The organism is Reichenbachiella carrageenanivorans, assembly GCF_025639805.1.
GTDB classification, from domain to species: domain Bacteria; phylum Bacteroidota; class Bacteroidia; order Cytophagales; family Cyclobacteriaceae; genus Reichenbachiella; species Reichenbachiella carrageenanivorans.
Window position 1 is genome coordinate 2,327,501 of sequence record NZ_CP106735.1, and the last position, 20,408, is coordinate 2,347,908.

9 protein-coding genes and 2 rRNA genes (1 of these 11 cut by a window edge) are annotated in these 20,408 nt (G+C 42.2%); 10 read left to right on the forward strand and 1 reads right to left on the reverse strand.

The window, feature by feature from the left end; translation table 11 throughout:
- From N7E81_RS09280 to N7E81_RS09310, 7 genes are all read left to right on the forward strand, one after another.
- Positions 1-1,455: ribosomal RNA gene (locus N7E81_RS09280) — 23S ribosomal RNA — on the forward strand; it begins 1,430 nt to the left of the window's first position.
- 129 nt (positions 1,456-1,584) lie between these two features.
- Positions 1,585-1,696 (forward strand): 5S ribosomal RNA (gene rrf, locus N7E81_RS09285).
- Between the two features lie 211 nt (positions 1,697-1,907).
- Positions 1,908-3,293, forward strand: a complete 1,386-nt coding sequence (locus tag N7E81_RS09290; RefSeq protein ID WP_263053007.1) for a sulfatase-like hydrolase/transferase — start codon at positions 1,908-1,910, stop codon at positions 3,291-3,293.
- Positions 3,294-3,470: 177 nt separating this feature from the next.
- On the forward strand, positions 3,471-4,724 hold the full coding sequence (locus N7E81_RS09295) for an MFS transporter (protein WP_263053008.1): 1,254 nt from the start codon (positions 3,471-3,473) through the stop codon (positions 4,722-4,724).
- A 429-nt stretch (positions 4,725-5,153) separates the two neighbouring features.
- A complete protein-coding gene (locus N7E81_RS09300; protein ID WP_263053009.1) occupies positions 5,154-8,273 on the forward strand; it encodes a SusC/RagA family TonB-linked outer membrane protein in 3,120 nt (1,039 codons plus the stop codon).
- 20 nt (positions 8,274-8,293) lie between these two features.
- A complete protein-coding gene (locus tag N7E81_RS09305) occupies positions 8,294-9,997 on the forward strand; it encodes a RagB/SusD family nutrient uptake outer membrane protein (RefSeq protein WP_263053010.1) in 1,704 nt (567 codons plus the stop codon).
- Between the two features lie 41 nt (positions 9,998-10,038).
- Entirely contained in the window at positions 10,039-11,637 is a 1,599-nt protein-coding gene (locus N7E81_RS09310; protein WP_263053011.1) for a hypothetical protein, read from the forward strand.
- Between the two features lie 158 nt (positions 11,638-11,795).
- Here N7E81_RS09310 and N7E81_RS09315 read toward each other — a convergent pair whose 3' ends face one another.
- Entirely contained in the window at positions 11,796-15,764 is a 3,969-nt protein-coding gene (locus N7E81_RS09315; protein ID WP_263053012.1) for a hybrid sensor histidine kinase/response regulator transcription factor, read from the reverse strand.
- A 323-nt stretch (positions 15,765-16,087) separates the two neighbouring features.
- Between N7E81_RS09315 and N7E81_RS09320 the strand changes: the two genes are divergently transcribed.
- The 3 genes from N7E81_RS09320 to N7E81_RS09330 are packed head-to-tail and all read left to right on the forward strand — an operon-like array spanning position 16,088 to position 20,405.
- Positions 16,088-17,302, forward strand: a complete 1,215-nt coding sequence (locus tag N7E81_RS09320) for a glycoside hydrolase family 88 protein (protein ID WP_263053013.1) — start codon at positions 16,088-16,090, stop codon at positions 17,300-17,302.
- A gap of 16 nt (positions 17,303-17,318) precedes the next feature.
- Complete coding sequence (locus tag N7E81_RS09325; protein ID WP_263053014.1) at positions 17,319-18,869, forward strand: DUF4955 domain-containing protein; 1,551 nt, start codon at positions 17,319-17,321, stop codon at positions 18,867-18,869.
- A complete protein-coding gene (locus N7E81_RS09330; protein ID WP_263053015.1) occupies positions 18,870-20,405 on the forward strand; it encodes a hypothetical protein in 1,536 nt (511 codons plus the stop codon).
- Positions 20,406-20,408: the final 3 nt, after the last annotated feature.

The window sequence follows — 20,408 nt, forward strand, 5'->3', positions numbered from 1 at the left end:
TACCATACTCAGTGATGGGGTGACGGAGTAGTGAAAGCGCTGCGAACTGACGGAATAGTTCGTTGAAGAGTGTAGGTATTGGACCGGTAGGTAAATCCGCCGGACTAGCTGAACTTGATAGTACCTTGATCCTTCGGGAGACGGGATAATGCGCCTAATCAGACTTCCAAGAAAAACCTCTAAACTTATGAATATGGTACCTGTACCGCAAACCGACACAGGTAGTCAAGGAGAGAATCCTGAGGTGCTCGAGTGATTCATGGCTAAGGAACTAGGCAAAATGGCCCTGTAACTTCGGGAGAAGGGGCGCCAGCTTCGGCTGGCCGCAGTGAAAAGGCCCAGGCGACTGTTTAACAAAAACACATGGCTTTGCGAAATCGAAAGATGATGTATAAGGCCTGACACCTGCCCGGTGCCGGAAGGTTAAGGGGGGGCGTTATTGACTTCGGTTGAGAAGCGCTGAACTGAAGCCCCGGTAAACGGCGGCCGTAACTATAACGGTCCTAAGGTAGCGAAATTCCTTGTCGGGTAAGTTCCGACCTGCACGAATGGTGCAACGATCTGGGCACTGTCTCAGCCATGAGCTCGGTGAAATTGTAGTCGCGGTGAAGATGCCGCGTACCCGCAACGGGACGGAAAGACCCCATGAACCTTTACTATAGCTTCACATTGGTATTGGGTAAATGATGTGTAGGATAGCTGGGAGGCTTTGAAGCTGTGTCGCTAGGCATGGTGGAGCCGTTGGTGAAATACCAGCCTTTATTTATCTGATGCCTAATCCGACTATGTCGGAGACATTGTGTGGTGGGTAGTTTGACTGGGGTGGTCGCCTCCAAAAGAGTAACGGAGGCTTTCAAAGGTACCCTCAGCACGTTTGGTAACCGTGCGTAGAGCGCAATAGCATAAGGGTGCTTGACTGTGAGGCCAACAAGCCGATCAGGTACGAAAGTAGGATATAGTGATCCGGTAGTTCCGTATGGAAGGGCTATCGCTCAAAGGATAAAAGGTACTCTGGGGATAACAGGCTGATCTCCCCCAAGAGCTCATATCGACGGGGAGGTTTGGCACCTCGATGTCGGCTCGTCACATCCTGGGGCTGGAGAAGGTCCCAAGGGTTGGGCTGTTCGCCCATTAAAGTGGCACGCGAGCTGGGTTCAGAACGTCGTGAGACAGTTCGGTCCCTATCTGTTGTGGGCGTAAGAAATTTGAGAGGCTCTGACTTTAGTACGAGAGGACCGAGTTGGACGAACCTCTGGTCTACCGGTTGTGGTGCCAACTGCACCGCCGGGTAGCTACGTTCGGTGAGGATAAGCGCTGAAAGCATCTAAGTGCGAAACCCTCCTCAAGATGAGATTTCTTTTAAAGGTCGTTATAGACGATGACGTTGATAGGCTACAGGTGTAAAGGCAGTAATGTCAAAGCTGAGTAGTACTAATTACCTGTAAGCTTTCTATAACAGTGTTATATCATTCTTTCTTTCACAATATTCATGTCAAGTTTACTTTGTTAAGCATGAACTTTAAGACATTAAATGAGTAGGCAAAAGAGTCTAAGATCTATTTAGATAGATGCTCATTAAGATTTTATGGTGATTATTGCGAGTGTGTCCACCTCTTCCCATTCCGAACAGAGCAGTTAAGCCACTCAGCGCCGATGGTACTACGGTAATACGCGGGAGAGTAGGTCGTCGCCAGTTTTTATCAAGACCCTGATTATAAATATAGTCAGGGTTTTTTTATGCCCTCTTTTATCCAATTAATAAAAATAACACAAGAGAAGATGGGTAATATAGTGCAGGATAGAGGTAAGCTGTGTTGGTTGTTCATAAATGGATTCTGCTAAGATTGCATCTGTACCTTAAAAAGATACTTTTTAAGGTACAGATTAAGCCGAATACATTTTAAGCTATGAAAAACAGGAAATACATCCTCTTGCTACTCACATTTTTTAGTGTCCGAGTCGGGCTAAGCCAATCAAGTGATCAACCCAATATTATCTTGCTGTTCTCAGATGATGCTGGGTTTGCAGATTTCGGGTTTCAAGGAAGTACAGATATGAAAACGCCATATCTGGATAAGCTAGCTAAAGATGGTGTCGTTTTTTCACAAGGTTATGTATCAGATGCAACTTGCGGCCCTTCTAGGGCAGGTTTAGTTACTGGTAAATATCAACAGAGGTTTGGTTATGAAGAAATCAATGTTCCAGGCTATATGAGTAAAAATTCGGGGCTGCTTGGTGATGATATGGGTTTGCCTCTTGATCAAATAACCATGGCGGATTATTTGAAAAAACTAGGTTATAAAACAGCACTTTATGGTAAGTGGCACTTGGGTGACGCAGATCGTTTTCACCCACTCAATAGAGGATTTGACGAATTTTATGGCTTTAGAGGGGGCGATCGCAGTTACTTCAATTACAAAGACATGTCTAAAGTTTACCATGACAAGCAAATGGAACGAGGTTTTGGTCAGTTTGAAGAACCTGAGAAATATGCCACTGATGCTTTCGCAGACGAAGCTGTAGATTTTATCGAGCGCAATAGGGACAATCCATTTTTCATTATGCTATCTTTTAACGCGGTGCATACGCCAATGGAAGCCACTGAAGAAGACCTTGCCCTATTTCCTGAGCTTACTGGTAAACGCAAAGAATTAGCGGCTATGACATTGGCATTGGATAGAGCCTGTGGTCGAGTGTTGGACAAACTTGAAGAATTAAAATTAGACAAAAACACGATTGTGGTATTTACAAACGACAATGGAGGTCCAACTGATAAGAATGCTTCTAGCAATAAGCCTTTGAGTGGTACCAAATCTAATCACTTAGAAGGCGGTATCCGAGTGCCATTTGTGATGAAGTGGCCAGATGAGGTAAAGAAAAAATCAATATATGACTTACCAGTAAGCACGTTAGATCTACTTCCAACCTTTTATGTCGCAGGAGGCGGTGATTTGGCTGACCTCAAAGATATAGATGGGGTTGACCTACTGCCATACATTACTGGGGCTCATGAGGGGAGGCCTCATGAGCAGATGTATTGGAAAAAAGAAACACGAGCAGTGTATAGAGAAGGAGATTGGAAATTGATCAGGATGCCAGACAGACCTGCAGAGTTGTATGATTTGTCGAAAGACATTGCAGAGCACAATAATTTAGCGGAAGCTAATCCTGAAAGAGTGAGAGAGATGTTTAAAAAACTGTTTGAGTGGGAGCTGACTCTCGAAAGACCCTTGTGGCTATTGGATAGAAAATACGAGAAGTACGATGTCGATCGTATGGACAAATACAGGTAAACAGAGAATAGATTTAGTATGTTTAGTTGAATAAAGTGAGAGAGGGAAAGGAGAAGAGTTTTTGTGATGTCCTATTAAAGTTCGCCCGGATAGAGACTGGATGAAGACAAAAACTCTCTTCTCTTTCACTTTATATAGCAGTAGCTAGTCTTTGTAAGAACAAAACACAAAACCTTCATGAAAACACACACTACATCAAGAGCTGCCTGGGTTGTATTCAGTGCTGGTGCATTCTTTTTCTATAGTTTCATTCAGATGACACTATTTAGTACGGAGGCTATGAAGACCCATTTTATGGGTAAACTTGCTCTGGAATCAGCTGCGGACTTTGGGAGTTTTGCTGGTACATTTTTGTATGGCACGGTGTTACTGCTCTTACCTATAGGTGTATTGCTGGACAAAATATCTGTTCGAAAAACCATTATAGCGACGCTGCTACTTATGGTTGTTTGTACATTCGCTACCGCCTTTACTTCTGATGTGAAAGTTGCTATGGCTTTGAGATTTCTCATGGGAGTAGCCCATTGTGTGGCATTTATGGCGCCATTTAGACTAGCACCTCGATGGTTCCCATCTAGTCAATTGGCTTTAGTAGCAGGGCTGGTTGTGACTTTTGCTGTCTTTGGGGGATGGGTTTCTGGAGCTCCTATGCTGATGCTGATTACTGCTTTGGGTGGACATTCCACACTTTTAGTTAATGGACTCTTAGGAGTGCTGATACTAATAATCATTCTGATTTTCGTGAAAGATAGCCCTGAAGTAGAAACTAACGAATCCTCAACTGGAAGCCTTTCTTTAGCCGAAGGATTGAAATTGGCTGCTGCCAATAAACAAAACTGGTTAGCAGGTTTGTTTATTGGTTTCCTCAATTTATCCGTATTGTTACTAGGTGCTATTTGGGGCACAACTTATCTCAAATTTGTAAACCCAGATTTTAGTGAATCGACCTATACGGGCATCATAGGTATGATTTTTATCGGTACCATGATCGGTTCGCCAGCGTGTGGGTGGCTGTCGGATAAACTTCAGTCCCGTAAAAAAGCCATGATCGGTGGTGCGGTAATGTCATTAATCGTTATGTTGTTGATTATGTTTCCGTTGGATACATCTGCAGGGTATTTCTATTTTATTTTCCTTCTTTTAGGCTTGATTACGTCTGCCCAAAGCATAGGCTACCCTGTGATCGGTGAGTCGAATGAAGATCGAGTGCTCGGTACTGCCAATGGCTTGTCAGCAGTAGTTTTGATGGGGATGGGAGCTATTGGTCAGCCGTTGTTTGGCTGGTTCGTAGCTCAATTTGGGGGTGCGGCTGGGGCTACTCCTATTCAGTTGCAAGGAGCTTTTCAGACGGCTATTTGGATGATGCCGGTTGCATTTGTAGGAGCTATCCTATGTGCTGTGTTTTTGCGAGAAACTTTTCATAAAGCATAACCCCCTTTTTCTAGTTTGTAAATAAGGCCTAAAAAAAAGGTGCCATCAATTTTTATTGATGGCACCTTTTTTTTGCTCTTTCAGTGACTTGTTCAGCAAAAGGTTACCCTAGAGTAGGTCGAGGTATAATAGTTTCAGTGCATAGCTACACCTACACTAAATACACACTAAACAATAATTAGTTGTAATAGTTGGGGTAAAATAGGTTAGGTGATGGGTAAATATTATCATTTCTTGAGCTATTAGCTCATTTACATTTGTTAATAAGTAAAGTGAAGAAGACCCGAAAGGCGAGCACTTTGCTGGAATAAAAGCAAAAAATGAAGAGACCAATTGTGTGATCTAATTAGTGTTTTATGACCAGATACTACACTAATCAAACAATCCAGACAATTGACTCTCCATTGGATAACAAACTAAAATTAACGTATGAAATTAAAATTACTCTTAAAAAGGAGGACAAACTTTAAAAAACTAATGACAGCCATGGTGCTTACATTGAGTTTTGGGTTTGTTCAGGCCCAGAGTCACACAGTCAAAGGCGTCGTGACAGGAGAAGGCGATGCGCTACCAGGTGTAAATGTAATCATCAAGGGTAGCACAGTAGGTACAGTGACCGATATAGACGGTCAGTTTCGGATAGAAGCAAGCCCAGAAGATGTGCTAATCTTTAGTTTTGTAGGGTTTCTCACCCAAGAAGCATCTGTGCAAAATAGAAGTACAATAGATGTAATACTAGAGTCAGATGCACAGTCGCTAGATGAAGTGGTCGTTGTGGGTTATGGTACACAGAGCAAAAAGGAAGTAACAGGAGCGGTGAACAATGTAAGTGGCGAAGCTATTTCTAGAATACCTACTCCAGATTTAGGAACTGCTCTTCAAGGGCAAGTTGCTGGAGTCAATGTGCAAGCATCGAGCGGGAGTCCAGGGGAGCCCGCTAATATTCAGATTAGAGGAGTAGGCTCATTGGGCGCGGGATCTCTTTCGCCGCTGTATGTGGTAGATGGTATCCCTTATCAAGGTAATCCTGATATTCCGCCAAGTCAGATCAAGTCTATTGATGTGTTGAAAGATGGAGCTGCAGCCGCTGTTTATGGGGTTAGAGCTTCCAATGGAGTCATTATCATTACCACAAAAACAGGAGAAGCAGGAAGACTCAGAGTGGACTTCAATGCATGGGGTGGTGTACAAAATATTACTTCTGGTACAGCTTTGATGAATGCTGAAGATCAATTTTACTTTGACGAAGTTAAAAGTGAAGGTTTGGGAATCGAGTCGACCGTATTGGCAGTAAACCCACGTGCATTAGAAAACGATACTGATTTTGTAGGTGCCATTCAAAATGACAACGCAGCGATACAAAACTATGAGATGAATGTCTCTGGTGGGCAAGGCGATGTGACTTTCAATACCAATGTAAATTACTTTAATCAGGAAGGTGTTTTGATCAATTCAGGATTTGAGCGTTTGTCTACAAGACTTACAGGCCAGATCAAAAAGGAAAGGTTTAAAATGTACGCTAGTGTGGGAGTAACCAACGAAAATAGACAACGTGAGCCATGGGCACTCTATGAAAATGCGATTCGTCAGATGCCTTGGAATACTCCCATTGAAGACCTGCCAACCAATGGAGATATCATTCAGGTTCCAGATCAAAACGAAATTACATATAGCTATTTATCTGGAATCCTAGAGAATACCGATGAGCAAAATACACGTCGAGTAAATGTTGCCATGAATGCTTCTTATGAAATATTGAAAGGGTTGTCTTATCAGGCAAGAGTAGGGTACAATACTACCAGCTCTATACGAAAGCAATTTCAACCAAAGTATATCATTCTGGATTCGAAGGGAAATTACAACCCTACAGCTTCTAGACCACAAGCTAGATTGAACGAAGATTATACATGGAATAATAGAAGTGTGCTAGAGAATATTTTGTCTTATAATAAGGATATAGGAAAGCACAACATAGGATTGACAGGTGTACTCTCGTATGAAAAATTTGAAAGTAAAGTGGCTGGTATAGGAGTGACGCATTCAGAGAGTGGAAATAACGACATACAAACACTTGGTGCAGCTGTATCCTCGTCCAATCCTACAAGTTTCAATTACAACAATACATCTATAGGGATGATGTTTAGAGCGCAGTATAGCTACGATAGTAGATACTTGTTGTCTGCAAGTTTGAGACGAGATGGTTCATCGGTATTTAATGAAGATAATTATTGGGAGTTTTTCCCAGGTGTGTCTGCTGGGTGGAATATTAGTGAAGAAGCATTCTGGAATGTAGATCCTATCGATGGTTTTAAACTTCGAGCGAGCTACGCAGGAGTGGGTAATAACCGTGTGGGCAATGAATATGTAGCTAACTCGACTGTAGATGGAGGGATCAACTACCTATATGGAAGTGCTCAGACACTTACACCAGGTTTGATACAGAGAAGTATGGCGAACCCAGACATTAGATGGGAAACGCAAACCTCTACCAACATTGGTATCGACTTGGCGATGTTAAACAACAGATTAGAATTTACTGCTGATGTGTATGAGAATAAGAAAAATGATATGATCCTAGCCAAGCAATTGCCTCCGTCATCAGGTACGGAAGTGACTGGCGCTGCAAACAGCTACAATAGAGTAACTGTTAATGGGGGTGAAATGATCAACCGAGGATTAGAATTGGCTCTTTCATATAGAAATCAGACAAGTTCTGGCTTGAGATATAGCTTCTCTGCGACTTTTACTAAGAACAACAATGAAGTAACGGATCTAAACGGTATTGAGAGAGGATATGCTGATGGAAGACCGTTGTTGACGCACAACTGGGCGGATAATGTGACTTATCTAGCTGTAGGTCATGAGGCTGGTGCATTCTTTCTTGTTAAAACAGACGGAATCATCAAAACAGATGAAGAACTAGAGGCTTATCAAAAATATGATCCTAATGCGAGGAAAGGTGATGTTCGGTATGTCGATCAGTTGACAATAGACTCTAATGATGATGGTATCCTAGATCTAGGAGATAGTACGATTAATGATGGTGACAAAATCTATTATGGCTCAGGACAAGCAGACTTCGAAATGGGGCTCGTATCTACTGTAGAATTCAAAAATTTCGATTTCTTTATCCAAGGCTACTATTCTCATGGTGCTGAAATATACAATGGATCTAGACTATATGCTTATGCCGAAGGTAGACATCAAGAGCAAATGGGAATGTGGAGTCCACAAAATCCTGATTCTGATATACCTACATATAGAAACAGACAAGATGAAAATGTACGAGCACAGTCAGACTTGTTTTTAGAAGATGGCACTTACTTCCGTATTCGCACCATTACCCTAGGGTATAATTTCAAGATGCTAGAAAAACATGGACTCACTAAAGCTAGAGTTTATGTGTCAGCAGTCAACCCTTTCACATTCACCAAGTACACGGGATATGATCCAGAAGTGGGTGGTGATGGCCTATTCTTTAGGGGTGTAGATAGAGGAAACTACCCAGTTTCGCGTCAGTTTCTCATAGGTGCCCAATTAAGTTTCTAATCAGATAAGATCTAAGAATTATGAAAAAGATAAAAAATACGATACTGTCTGTGATCGTCTTGAGTGTCCTGATACTTTCAGGTTGTGATCACGATGATTTTTTGACAGAAGTCAATCCGAATGCAATTACATCGGATACTTTTTGGAAAACCCAGTCTGATGCTCATGCAGCATTGACGACTGTGTACGCTGCTCTTCAGTTTCAAGCAGTGAGTGGTGGCCAATTACAATATGAAATGGCTAAAAGTGACTTAGGAGGTACCAACGATTGGACTCGTCATTATCCATATACTGAATTTTCGGTGTCTGATAGCGAAACGCCAGTATTACAAAGATGGTCTGAGTTATATATGGGTGTATATCGTGCCAATCAAGTCATCAACAATATCCCAACTATGGATGTTTTAGAAGATGATGAAAAAGAGTTGATCGTAGCGCAGGCAAGGTTTTTACGAGCTTTCTTTTATTTTGATTTGGTGCACACTTTTGGTGAAGCCGTGTTGACTACAGCTTCATCAGGTAAGGAAGAAGATGTTCAAGTAGGCTTGTCTACAATAAAACAAGTGACTGATTCTGTCATTGTTCCAGATCTGATATTTGCTAGAACAATACTCCCTAATACATGGGAAGATGCTGAACTCGGTAGAGTGACTTGGGGCGCCGCTACGGCATTACTAGGCAAATCATACCTATACAATGAAGATTGGGACAATGCTTCCAAGATGTTTTTGGAAGTGATAAATTCAGGGTTATATAGCCTAGTTTCTGACCCTTTGGACAATTTCAATGATGTTACTTTCAATAGCGAGTCAATATTTGAAGTGCCATTTGATGGATCAGTTAACGCAGGTACGCCCAATTCTCATTATGTTGATGACAATCAGTTTAATTCTGGAGGAGAATCTACCTCTATGTCTAGATGGTTTGCTCCCTATTCATTGGGTGGCTGGCAAGTAGTAATGCCCACTTATTGGTTGCATGAATTGATGACAGCAGATTCTATCCCTGGCTCCACAGGACACTCGAGTAGATATACAGCAAGTGTTGCTGGTAGAGATGCTGAAGGCCTGTACTATGGAGAAACAGCAGCAGACCTAAAAGTAGCTGTACCTAGACGATGGACATTTGGAGAGAGCTCTTATGTGAAAAAGTACACCAATTGGTATCACTTAGGGGTAGAAAGCAACGAATGGAGATCATCTATCAACTTTAAGCATATTCGCCTGGCGGATGTATACTTGATGTATGCCGAGGCAGTTTTGCAGAAAGACGGGAGTGCTGGTGTGGCCACTGCTATTGATTATATCGATAGGGTGAGAGCGAGAGCTGGGGTCGTCTTGCTCCAAGATTATATAGATGCCAACAACACCATTCCTCAACTACACATAAGTATGGAATTGTATGGTACCAGACCAGAAGTAGCACCGACTGCGGACAATATCATGACTCATCTCCGTATGGTAGAAAGACCTACAGAACTTTGCTATGAAAATCTAAGATGGAAAGATTTGGTGAGATGGGGTATTGTAGCGTCTGTCTTCGATATGCACCATAAAGATGAGGTAGCAAGAACGGCTTTAGGCCCTGACCCTGCTCGCGCTCCATTATTTATAGAGCAACGTATTCGTCCTGATTTTGTGAATAATTATGCGTTTTATAATTCAGATGCACATGATTACTTCCCAATTCCAGCGACTGAAGTACAGACGAATGAAGCATTTTAATAATAAAAAGAGAAATGATGATAACGCATATATATAAAGAAATGAAAAAGTACGGAGTGCTTATGGTGCTGGTACTTTTAGTAATCAGTTCGTGTGGAGAAGAGTTTAATACTCCAGTAGTGATCGAGCCGAGTCATAGTGTAATCAAGGTCTCTCAGTCGAGTAATGGAAACATACTTAATGTGGGTGGTAGTATTGATTTTGCAGATGTATCTCAAGGTATTTCAAGTAGAGAATGGGTATTTCCGAGTACTGATGTAGAGATTGAAGGAGAAATCACAGATTCAAAAGTGAAAGTAACCTTTCTTAAAGTAGGTAGCTATGAAGTAGAATTGCATCAGGAGTTTATGGATTCTGCCTATGTAGAACGAGGTGATGATAAAATAGGAATGATGTATGATACCACTATCGCTGTGACAGTAATGCCTGCAGTAGAGGTATCAGCACTGAAAGCCAATTTGCTAGATGGAGCAGGCGTAGTAGGAACTGAGATCGACCTTGATGCAGATACTCCTACTGAAATTCCTTTTGGTAGTATTATCCGTTATGCATACACTGCAACAGGAAATCCTACTGAAGTTATTGGTGATTTTGATGGAGCTGAACTAGTGGCAAATGACTCTGAAAATAGTACGTTTGATGTGAAGTACAACGGGCTAGATAAAGTGTTTAGCATATTTCCAGTTTTTCGAAGACCACAGCCAGAAAGTAGAGATACCTTATACTATACTGATATTGTGAAATGTGTAAGGTCGACAGAACCCGTTACATTGATTGAGGTGTATGCTAAGGATAGTGACCTAGGAATAGAATTCTCTAGAGGTTTGGATAAATCTTCTGTAAAAACAGACCAATTCAGCGTTACGATCACAACAGCAGGAAGTGGAGATATTACACCAGAGTTTGAGGCCAAAGTTGATCCGAATAATTCGAGTGTGGTTTTATTAACCATGACAAATGATGAATTCTACAGCGATGATATGGTGAAAGTGACTTATAGTGGTGCATCACTTGAAACGGCAGATAAAGCTCCAATTGATCCTTTTGCAGACGAAGAAGCAACTATTATTGAGACCAATTTGCTAGAGGAAGCTAGTTACGATTACGACATGGAAGATGCAGGCGTGACTTGGGTCGCTGGTACTACCGGTTGGCTAGGGGGTGATTTCACCAATACATTAGAAAAAACTACTGTGAGAGCCACAAAAGGAACTACTAGTCTCAAAATATCTGTAGACCCATATAGTTCGGGGGCTTGGGGCAATGGTACCATCGTAGAGCCGACCATAGGTGGAGCACTCCAAAGGTTTCCATATACTTCGGAAGGAGACAATAAAGTGAAAGTGGCGTATGATGTATTTTTAGAAGCCAACGGAGGGGGTATTGACCCATCGGTACCTAATCAGTTTGCGACTAATATGAGGATGTATATCAACTGGGGAGCAGGAGGTACAGAAACCGCCCAATCTCTAGGAGGATCAGCTACGGGCGCATGGCAGGAACTCACTGATATTGTGACGATTTCAGATCCTGGCAATGCTCCATTTAGTATGGCCATTAAAATTGCTCAAACGGGCGAGGAAGTATTTACGGCATATATAGACAATATTAGAGTGACTAGATGGAACCCTAGACCATAGTCTTACCAGCCAACGTTCATTTAAATAAGTAGAAGCCTCCCTTATTCTGCATAGTAGGATAGGGGAGGCTTTTGTTTTATAACTTTTGAGGCTGAACAGTTTTCTACATCCGCAGTTCTGTTTTGAACTTGTACGAAGCAAACAAAAACTATTTCAGCTTACTCCAAATACTTAGAAGGAGATTTTCCAAAGTGTTTCTTAAAGCTTCGGCTAAAATAATGAGGGTTAGAAAAACCACAGGAATAAGCGATTTCGGCAATAGTTGCCTCAGGTTGTGTGGCGATCAGATGTGCTGCTTTTTTTAGCCGCATGGTCATGATAAGCTCATTGGGAGTCTGACCCGTGATGGCTTTTATTTTGGCAAACAAGTTGGTGCGGCCTAGCATCATATCTCTGGAGAAGGCCGCCACATCATACTTCGTGTTGCTCAGGTTTTCATTTATTGTTGTTTCCATCTTCTCCAAAAACTCTCTGTCAATCCTATTTTTGGCCATTTTTGATGTAGTAGATACAGGGTCTACGGCAAATTTCTTCTGTATGGCTCGGTGATTATTGAGGATGTTGTTGATTCGCGCTACCAGTATTTTAGTGTTGAATGGTTTGGTGATATAATCGTCGGCACCTGTTTCCAGTCCCTCTATTTTGTGTTCTACGGCAGTACGGGCAGTGAGCAAGACTACTGGTATGTGAGAGGTCGTAAGATTAGTCTTTAGTTTACTGCACATTTCAGTACCACTCATTACAGGCATCAGCACATCGCTGAGAATCAGATCTGGCTGTAGGGTTTGTGCTCTTTCAAAACCTTCTTGTCCATTGCAGGCTACATGTACCTCGAAGGATACCTGCATCAGTTCTTGTAAAAATTGGCGTACCTCATCGTTGTCTTCTACGACTAGTATGGTAGAAGTTGCATGTGTTTTTACAACCGTTTCTGTATCGGGGACATCCTGGGTTATTACCGCAGGGGCAAACTCAAGTTCCTCCGAAATGATCGGAGTGTCCAAGTCTTCAGTGTGCAATTCAGAAGCATCAAAATGGATATGCCCAGTAGGAATATGTACGGTGAATGACGTGTGGTCATTTTTCTCACTCATCACAGATATACTGCCTTTGTGTGCCGTGATAATGCCTTTGGATAGGGCTAGACCAATGCCTGTACCTTGCTTGCTTTCGGTGGATAAGTGATCCAATTGGTAGAACCTGTCAAATATTCTATCTAGGCTTTCTTGTGGCATGCCTACGCCAGTATTGATGATTTCGACAGCCATTTCAGTGTCCTGAAAATAGAGCTTAATAGTGATCTTTCCTTTTTTTGGAGTGAATTTGAAGGCATTTGAAAGCAAATTGTAAAAGACTTTTTCAAGTTGGGGTTTGTCATACCAGAGTTCTACAGTAGGTAGGTCGTTTTCTAAGGTATAGTCAATCTCTGCGTGCTGAGCCAATTCGACAAAGCTCAAATAGATCTCCTCAATGAATGGAATAAAATCATGCTTCGATGCTTTGATTTTAAGATGACCTTGCTCTTGTTTTCTAAAATCTAGAAGCTCCGAAATGAGGGTCTTCAGTCGTAAAGTGTTTTTATGAATATTGAGCACTTTCTTGTAAGTAGATGGGGATAGGTTTTGTTTTTCGAGCAGTAGGTCTATCTGTCCAGCTATGAGCGTGAGTGGCGTTCTGAATTCATGAGAGATGTCTGTAAAGAATCGAAGCTTAGATTGGTTGAGTTGTACATTCTGATCTAGTTTTTGATGCTCCATTTCTAGTTCATCTTCAAGCCTTTTCCTAGATAGGTATTGTTGATTGAAGAGAAAAAGGATACCAATGGCTACCAATAAATATATGATATAAGCTGTTCTTGAGAGATAAAACGGCGGATTCATCTTGATTTCCAATCGTGCTTCCAAGGTAGGTGCGTTGATGTTTCTTACACGGAAGACGTACTTACCATCGTCCAAGCTGGTATAGGTGGCTTCGCTATTCTGTGAGGCAGTCACCCATTTTTGATCAAACCCCTCTAGTTTAAATTCTAATGCTTGCTTTTCTGATTTGGAGAAAGCCATATCCGTAAAGCGGATAGTGATCGCTGAGTGAAAATGACTAAGGTCTATACTTTTGGTTTTGAAAATACTCTGACTCAGAATTTCGGGATGAGTCGTAGGATCTACTTTTTCGTTGTTGATGAATAGCTCACTTATTTGTGGCGTTTTCTTGCTCGATTTGTTGAGTACAGCTTGTTCGTTGAACGAGGCCATGCCATTGAAGCCACTGACAAAAACTTCCCCGTCGGAGGTGATAAATAGCCCGCCTTCGTTGAGCTCATTGAGGGGAAGTCCATTGGCGTAAGTGATGTTTTTGAAAGTCTTCTTGTCTACGTTGAAAAAGCTCACCCCTTTATTGGTGGCGAGAATAAGCCCTCCAAACCTGGAAGCAGCTATGCTAAATACAATATTGCCAGGGAGCCCTTGGTCTGTGTAGTATTTGATGAAATCATTGCTTTTAGGAAGAAATTGGTTGAGGCCATTGGCCGTGGCAATCCAAATCCTGGAATAGTGATCTTCGAATATTTGATAGACAAAATTATTGGCCAGACTTCGCTCATCATCTGGTTTGTGAGCAAACGATAAAAATTCGCCATTGCGCATAGAATAACGGAAGAGCCCCGAATATTCCGTGCCGATCCAGAGGTATTCTTCGGAGTCTATAAATAGACTGATGATACGCTCGTTGATACGCTCATTGATATAATCGGGTAGAAACTTTGAGAAGGTTTGATGCTCAGGATCAAAGTGAATGACTCCGTAAATCGTACCAAGGATAAACCCGTTTTTGTATGAAATGAGTGTGGATATGTCTCCTACAGGTAGTGAATCTGGATTGTATTTGGCATCGAGATAGGAGGTGAATTTTTTCGTTTCCAAATCCATCTTATTCAATCCTCCACGGTGAGTACCGATCCACAATATCGAATCTCCTTGGTTGAGAAGCCCTTTTACATTGTTGTGAGAGATACTGTTTTTGCCTGGTGTGTACTTGTAGTATTCAAATTTGTTTTGTTTTCGGTCGAAGAAGTTGAGGCCTCCACCATCGGTACAGATCCATAGGTTGTGGTTTTTGTCTTCGATCATGCGGCCTACTACTCTGAAGTTGATACTTTCATGGTTGGTCGTGTTTTCGGGGTAGAAGGAGAAGATGTTTCGAGTAGGATTAAAAAGATTAGCACCACCATAATAAGTGCCTGCCCACATGGCACCACTTTGATCTTTAAACAACGACCAGATAGAATTGTGAGACAGTCCATAAGGACGGCTTTTATCCACTGCGTAGTGCTTGATTTGTCCCTCTTTGGTGATTTCGTCTAGCCCATAAAATGTACCGACCCAAATATTGCCGTGATCATCTTCTTGGATGCATCTTACAAACTCATGACTCAGTTGATCGCCACTGAGGTGCTTTATCAGACCTGAGGGGTCGCGTTTGAGCAGGCCGTTGTTGTCAGTGCCTATCCAGATGTTTTGTTCGGAGTCTATGAAAATGCTTTTGACCTGCACATGGTTCATAAGTGTGGTCTGTGCAGTTGCATTTAGTACCAATAGACGATGGTTAGTACCTATCAGTAGTTGGTCTCCATGAGGTTCTATTTCAGAGATGATTTCATCGGCTCTGAGAACTAATTTTTTGGGAATGTATTGTTTGGAATCTTGATCTAGTAGATAGGCATCTTTTTCTGTGATTACCCAAATCCCTCCATGATATATACCAAACGATTTGAGACCAGGCTGTGGATAGTTGGTTATTTGCTCTGTGTGGGTATCAAAGCGATTCATTGCATTAGGAGTGAGTATCCACACATCATCACCATGCGTTTTTATTCTTTTGATTTGATTTTCAAAAAGTGAATTTTTAGAGTCACTGCCAGTAGAATAGGTCGTCATGGTAGTGCCATTGTATCTATTCAGACCATTGCGTGTACCTAACCAGATATTGCCTAGTGCATCTTGGGAGATGGCCATCACCGAGATCTGGCTCAGACCATCTTCTAGATCGATGTGTTCGAAGTTGATGACTTGGGCTTGAAGGTGGGTGATTGACCCGATCAGGGTCGCAAATAGTACAAAAAAAATCCTCATTTGATTAACTGCTATAAATACTTTTCTTTTGCATTTCCTTCATGTAAATGAATAGTCTGAAAAGTGGCTTTCATTTCAATAGCCAATCTAATTCCTTTTTTTAATATGATGAATCAGAATGATTTGACAGATGTCAATATCGTTCGGAATGCTTGTACAAATGTACAGATTGACCAAAGATTTAAACTCCTACCTTTTCTGATGCCTGAACTAACCTATTGTACGAAAGTGCAAGAGGTATGGATGATTGTGTACAGACTTGCTTAGTGCTCAAAGTAGTTTTGGGTTAGGAATTTTTAGAATAATCACAAATAATGAAAACAATGAATTGGTTAGCCATCATATCTTTCGCAGTTGTCGTCGCAGGATGTACCAGTAGTACTGGCAAAAACAGCGAGCGAGTAGAAGACCATACACTACAGAGTGTAGAGCAGCAGCTGAGCTTACTACTTGCCACGGCAGAGGAAGCAAATAAAAATCCACGTACTATAGACGAAGACGGTGAAATCCACTGGGCGACTAAAGCACCTACTTCCAATCGTCTTGGTGGTTTCGATTGGACCTTAGGTTTCTTCCCTGGTAGCTGTTGGTATATGTATGAGTATACCCAAGATGAAAAATGGAAAGATGCGGCGATCAAATTTCAAAGCCTTCATGAAAATTTTAAAGACCTAACAGGGTCTCACGATATGGGCTTTGTGTTCAACTGCTCTTATGGCAATGCCTATCGCCTGACCAAAGAAGACAAGTACAAGGAAGTGATGATTGATGCTGGTGATGCCTTGATTCAGAGATTCAACCCTACAGTAGGCTGCATCCAAAGCTGGGATGTAGACAAAGGATGGCAAGCCACTAGAGGTTGGAGGTATCCTGTCATTATAGACAATATGATGAACCTAGAGTTGTTATTCGAGCTAACCAAACTGACAGGCGATTCAAAATACAAGGAAGTGGCGATATCTCATGCCGATAAGACTTTACAAAATCATTTTAGAGCAGACTACAGCTCCTACCATGTGGTAGATTATGATCCAGAGACAGGCGCTGTGCGCAAAAAAAACACCGCTCAAGGTTATGCACATGAGAGCGCATGGGCGAGAGGACAGGCATGGGGGTTGTATGGATATGTAGTATGCTATCGATACACCAAAGACCCAAGGTATTTGGAACAGGCCATAAAAATCGCAGATTTTATTCAGTCATTTGATGGCACGCCTAAGGATGGGATTCCGTATTGGGACTATCAGGCACCTGAGATTCCAAACGAACCAAGAGATGTGTCGGCAGCAGCGATTACCGCCTCGGCCTTGGTCGAACTCAATGGGTACACGAAAGATGCTTACAAGCCTTTTGAAAATAAGTTGATGACCTCATTGGCTTCTCCTGCATATACGGCCAAAGCAGGCGAAATCCACAACTTTGTGCTGAAGCACAGCGTGGGTAGCATCCCGCACAACAACGAAATAGACGTGCCTCTCAACTACGCAGACTATTATTATATAGAGGCACTTGTACGTCAATACGAATTAAGTAAATAATACAAAACACACAACGATGAAAAACTACTTAGCATTAATAGGCTTACTAGTAAGTGCTCAGTTGGTGGCACAAGAATCTCCTCTGTGGGAAGATTTTGTGCAGGCCAAGAAGGACGGGACAGAAGCCATTTTGCCAGACTTTTCTTATGCGGGATACCATAGGGGAGAGAAAGAAGTACCCGATGTCAATCATAAAGTATTCAATGTACAGGATTTTGGTGCTGTGGCCAACGACGGAAAGTCTGATCGGCAGGCAGTAGAAGAGGCCATAGCCGCTGCCAAGGCTAACAAATCTGGGGTGATATTTTTCCCTAAAGGAAGATATGATTTCAATACAGCAGGAGAAGAAAAGAAATCCATTCTAGTGAATGCAAGCAATATTGTGTTCAGAGGCGAAGGTTCAGGAGCTGGTGGTACTTTGCTTTTTATGAACGAAGACATGCCTCCCGCAGATCCAGATAAGATGTGGACGTGTCCGCCCATGTTCAAATTTGCAGGAAGTGGAAAAGATGAGAAAGTAGCCAATGTGGTAGCCGATGCTGGCAGAGGTACTTTCAGTGTCGATGTAAATAATGCCAAATCTATTAAACCTGGTACGTGGGTGAGGCTGGCCGTCAAAAATGCAGACCCTGAGTTTGTGAAAGAAGAGATGGCTCCTTATCCGATTTATGAAGAATGGACCAAACTCAACGAGGGGGGTGTCATTATAAACGAATACCACGAAGTAGACAAAGTAAAAGGCAATACAGTCTTTTTCAAAGAACCGATACTTAGGGCTGTGAGTGCCAAGTATGGATGGAAAATCTATACCTATGGTCATGGAGAAGAAGTAGGAGTGGAAGATATCGCCTTCGAGGGCAACTGGCACGAAGATTTTGTGCACCACAAATCTGCACTGCACGACACCGGCTACACCCTGATGCAGTTTAGCCGATTGACCAACTCATGGATGAGAAACTGTAAGTTCACCAACTTCAATAGTGTATTTAGCACTGGGCTTTCGGCCAATATCTCCGTCTATAATTGTGACCTCACGGGTACGCCAGGGCATAGTGCCATGAGTGCCAATGGGTCTAGCCGCGTGTTTTTTGGTAAGATCAATGACACAGCCGAGCACTGGCATGCTACGGGTATATCTAATGAATCTATCGGCACAGTGATCTGGCGCAATACCTTTTCGGCCAATAGCTGCTTCAATAGCCATGCTTCACAACCTAGAACTACATTGTTTGATTGTACTGAAGGAGGCTTTTTCTTAGGTCGTGCAGGTGGTGCTAAGTTCAACCTGCCCAACCACTTGAGAGAGCTGGTTTTGTGGAATTTTAAAGAAACGGATGAGGCTGAAGAAAACTTCGAATTTTGGTCTTCCCAAACGTGGTATTGGAAAATAATACCACCGATAGTTGTCGGCTTTCACGGAAGTGGGACTACTTTTTTGCCCGAACAAGTCGGCATATTAGAGAGCGTGGGTACACCAGTGAAGCCTGAATCGCTCTACGAAGAACAACTTAAATTGAGGTTGGGTAGTTTGCCCAACTGGCTTGTTACATTAAAAACTACTAATTAAATGAGAAAAATTTTACCAATTGTTGCCATTTTCAGCTGGCTGTTTATGCTTGGCTGTGTGGAGGACACATTTATGGATGATGCCTCCAGTGTGAAAACGCCCGAAGCACCTAGTGGACTGACGTACACGCCAGTGATCAATGCGCGGGAGTTTACCAGAATTTTATCTGGCCCACCAGTAATGAATACGGCTGGTTTGATTCCGACTTTCGAAGTCGTAGAAATCAAAGATGCCGACAAAAATACGCTCGACGAGAGTTATACCCAGTTTGTAAGTGTAATAGATACCTCTATGGTTGTAACCAATCTGACAGAAGATGATTGGTTTGTCGACGCGAGTGGAGATACTGTCAAACAAACGACTTCAATCAATTTCCAAGACATTGGCACGATAGTCATCGGAGATGGCAACACTTTCGCTAATGGCACTTATTATTTTACTGTAAAGGTGACTACCCAAGATGGTGAGCAGTTGTACTCTTCTGTTTTCGAAGATGTTTTCGAATTGCAGGTAGGTCCTAAGCTAGCCACAGACTTGTTGTATATCCCTACTACGCAAAACTTGCTAATCGGTCAGGATCAGAAAACGACAGAGCCGATCGTGTATAATGCGAACAGCGACATCAGGTTTGAGCTGGCCAATTACAAAGACACACTGGAGATAGACCCAGTCACTGGTAAGATATCGGTAGCAGACAATTATATCTCTATTTCTGGAGCGGATGAGTTTTCTCCAACTGTCAATGTGGTGAGTAATATATCTGAGGAAGTAGTTTCTTTTGATGATGCGATCACCGTTTGGGTGTCTAATTTTCCGGTGTATATACCTAAGGATACAGTGATGATCTATTACCCTACTTTCCAAGCAGAAAGTACGCTATATGGCTATCAAGTAGAGATCGAAGAACTAGGCTTGGTAAGCGAGCCATGGAAACGAGTAGGAGCTACTGCACAGACAGCTGAAGACCGTCCAGATGAAAATACCGCTCAGCGTATGCTGAAACTACAGGTCAACTCAGGTACTGCTTCACAGCCTCATACTTCGTGGTTGATTATCAACTCTCAAGATTTAAGTAAGTATGAATTAGGTTTTAACCTAGAAGCTAAATTTTATATTCTTAATCAGTACGTAGAGTATTTGCCAGATGGTACTACACCCTCTGAGCTTGGGATATTTATTTCTACCGATTTCTCCAATGACTTTGCATCAGCTAGCTGGACTAGAGTAGACGACCAAGTAGAGAGTATCATATACGACGGTAGCGGATACCCAGAGGCCAATGCCTTTATGGGATTGCCATATCCTGGAGATCAAACAGGCGTAGATCCTGATGGCCGCAAGGACTTGACTAAAAACGCAGATGGTACATGGACGAAGTGCCGCCTAGACTTGGCGCCATATAAGAGTGAGACTAATGTGACTTTAGCATTCAAATTCATTTCCAATTTTGAAGGTGAAATAGTCTTTACAGACGGGCACTCAAGAGGAGGGTCTCACAATGTAGCAGATGTGCATTTTATGGCTTACGAACAATAAGAA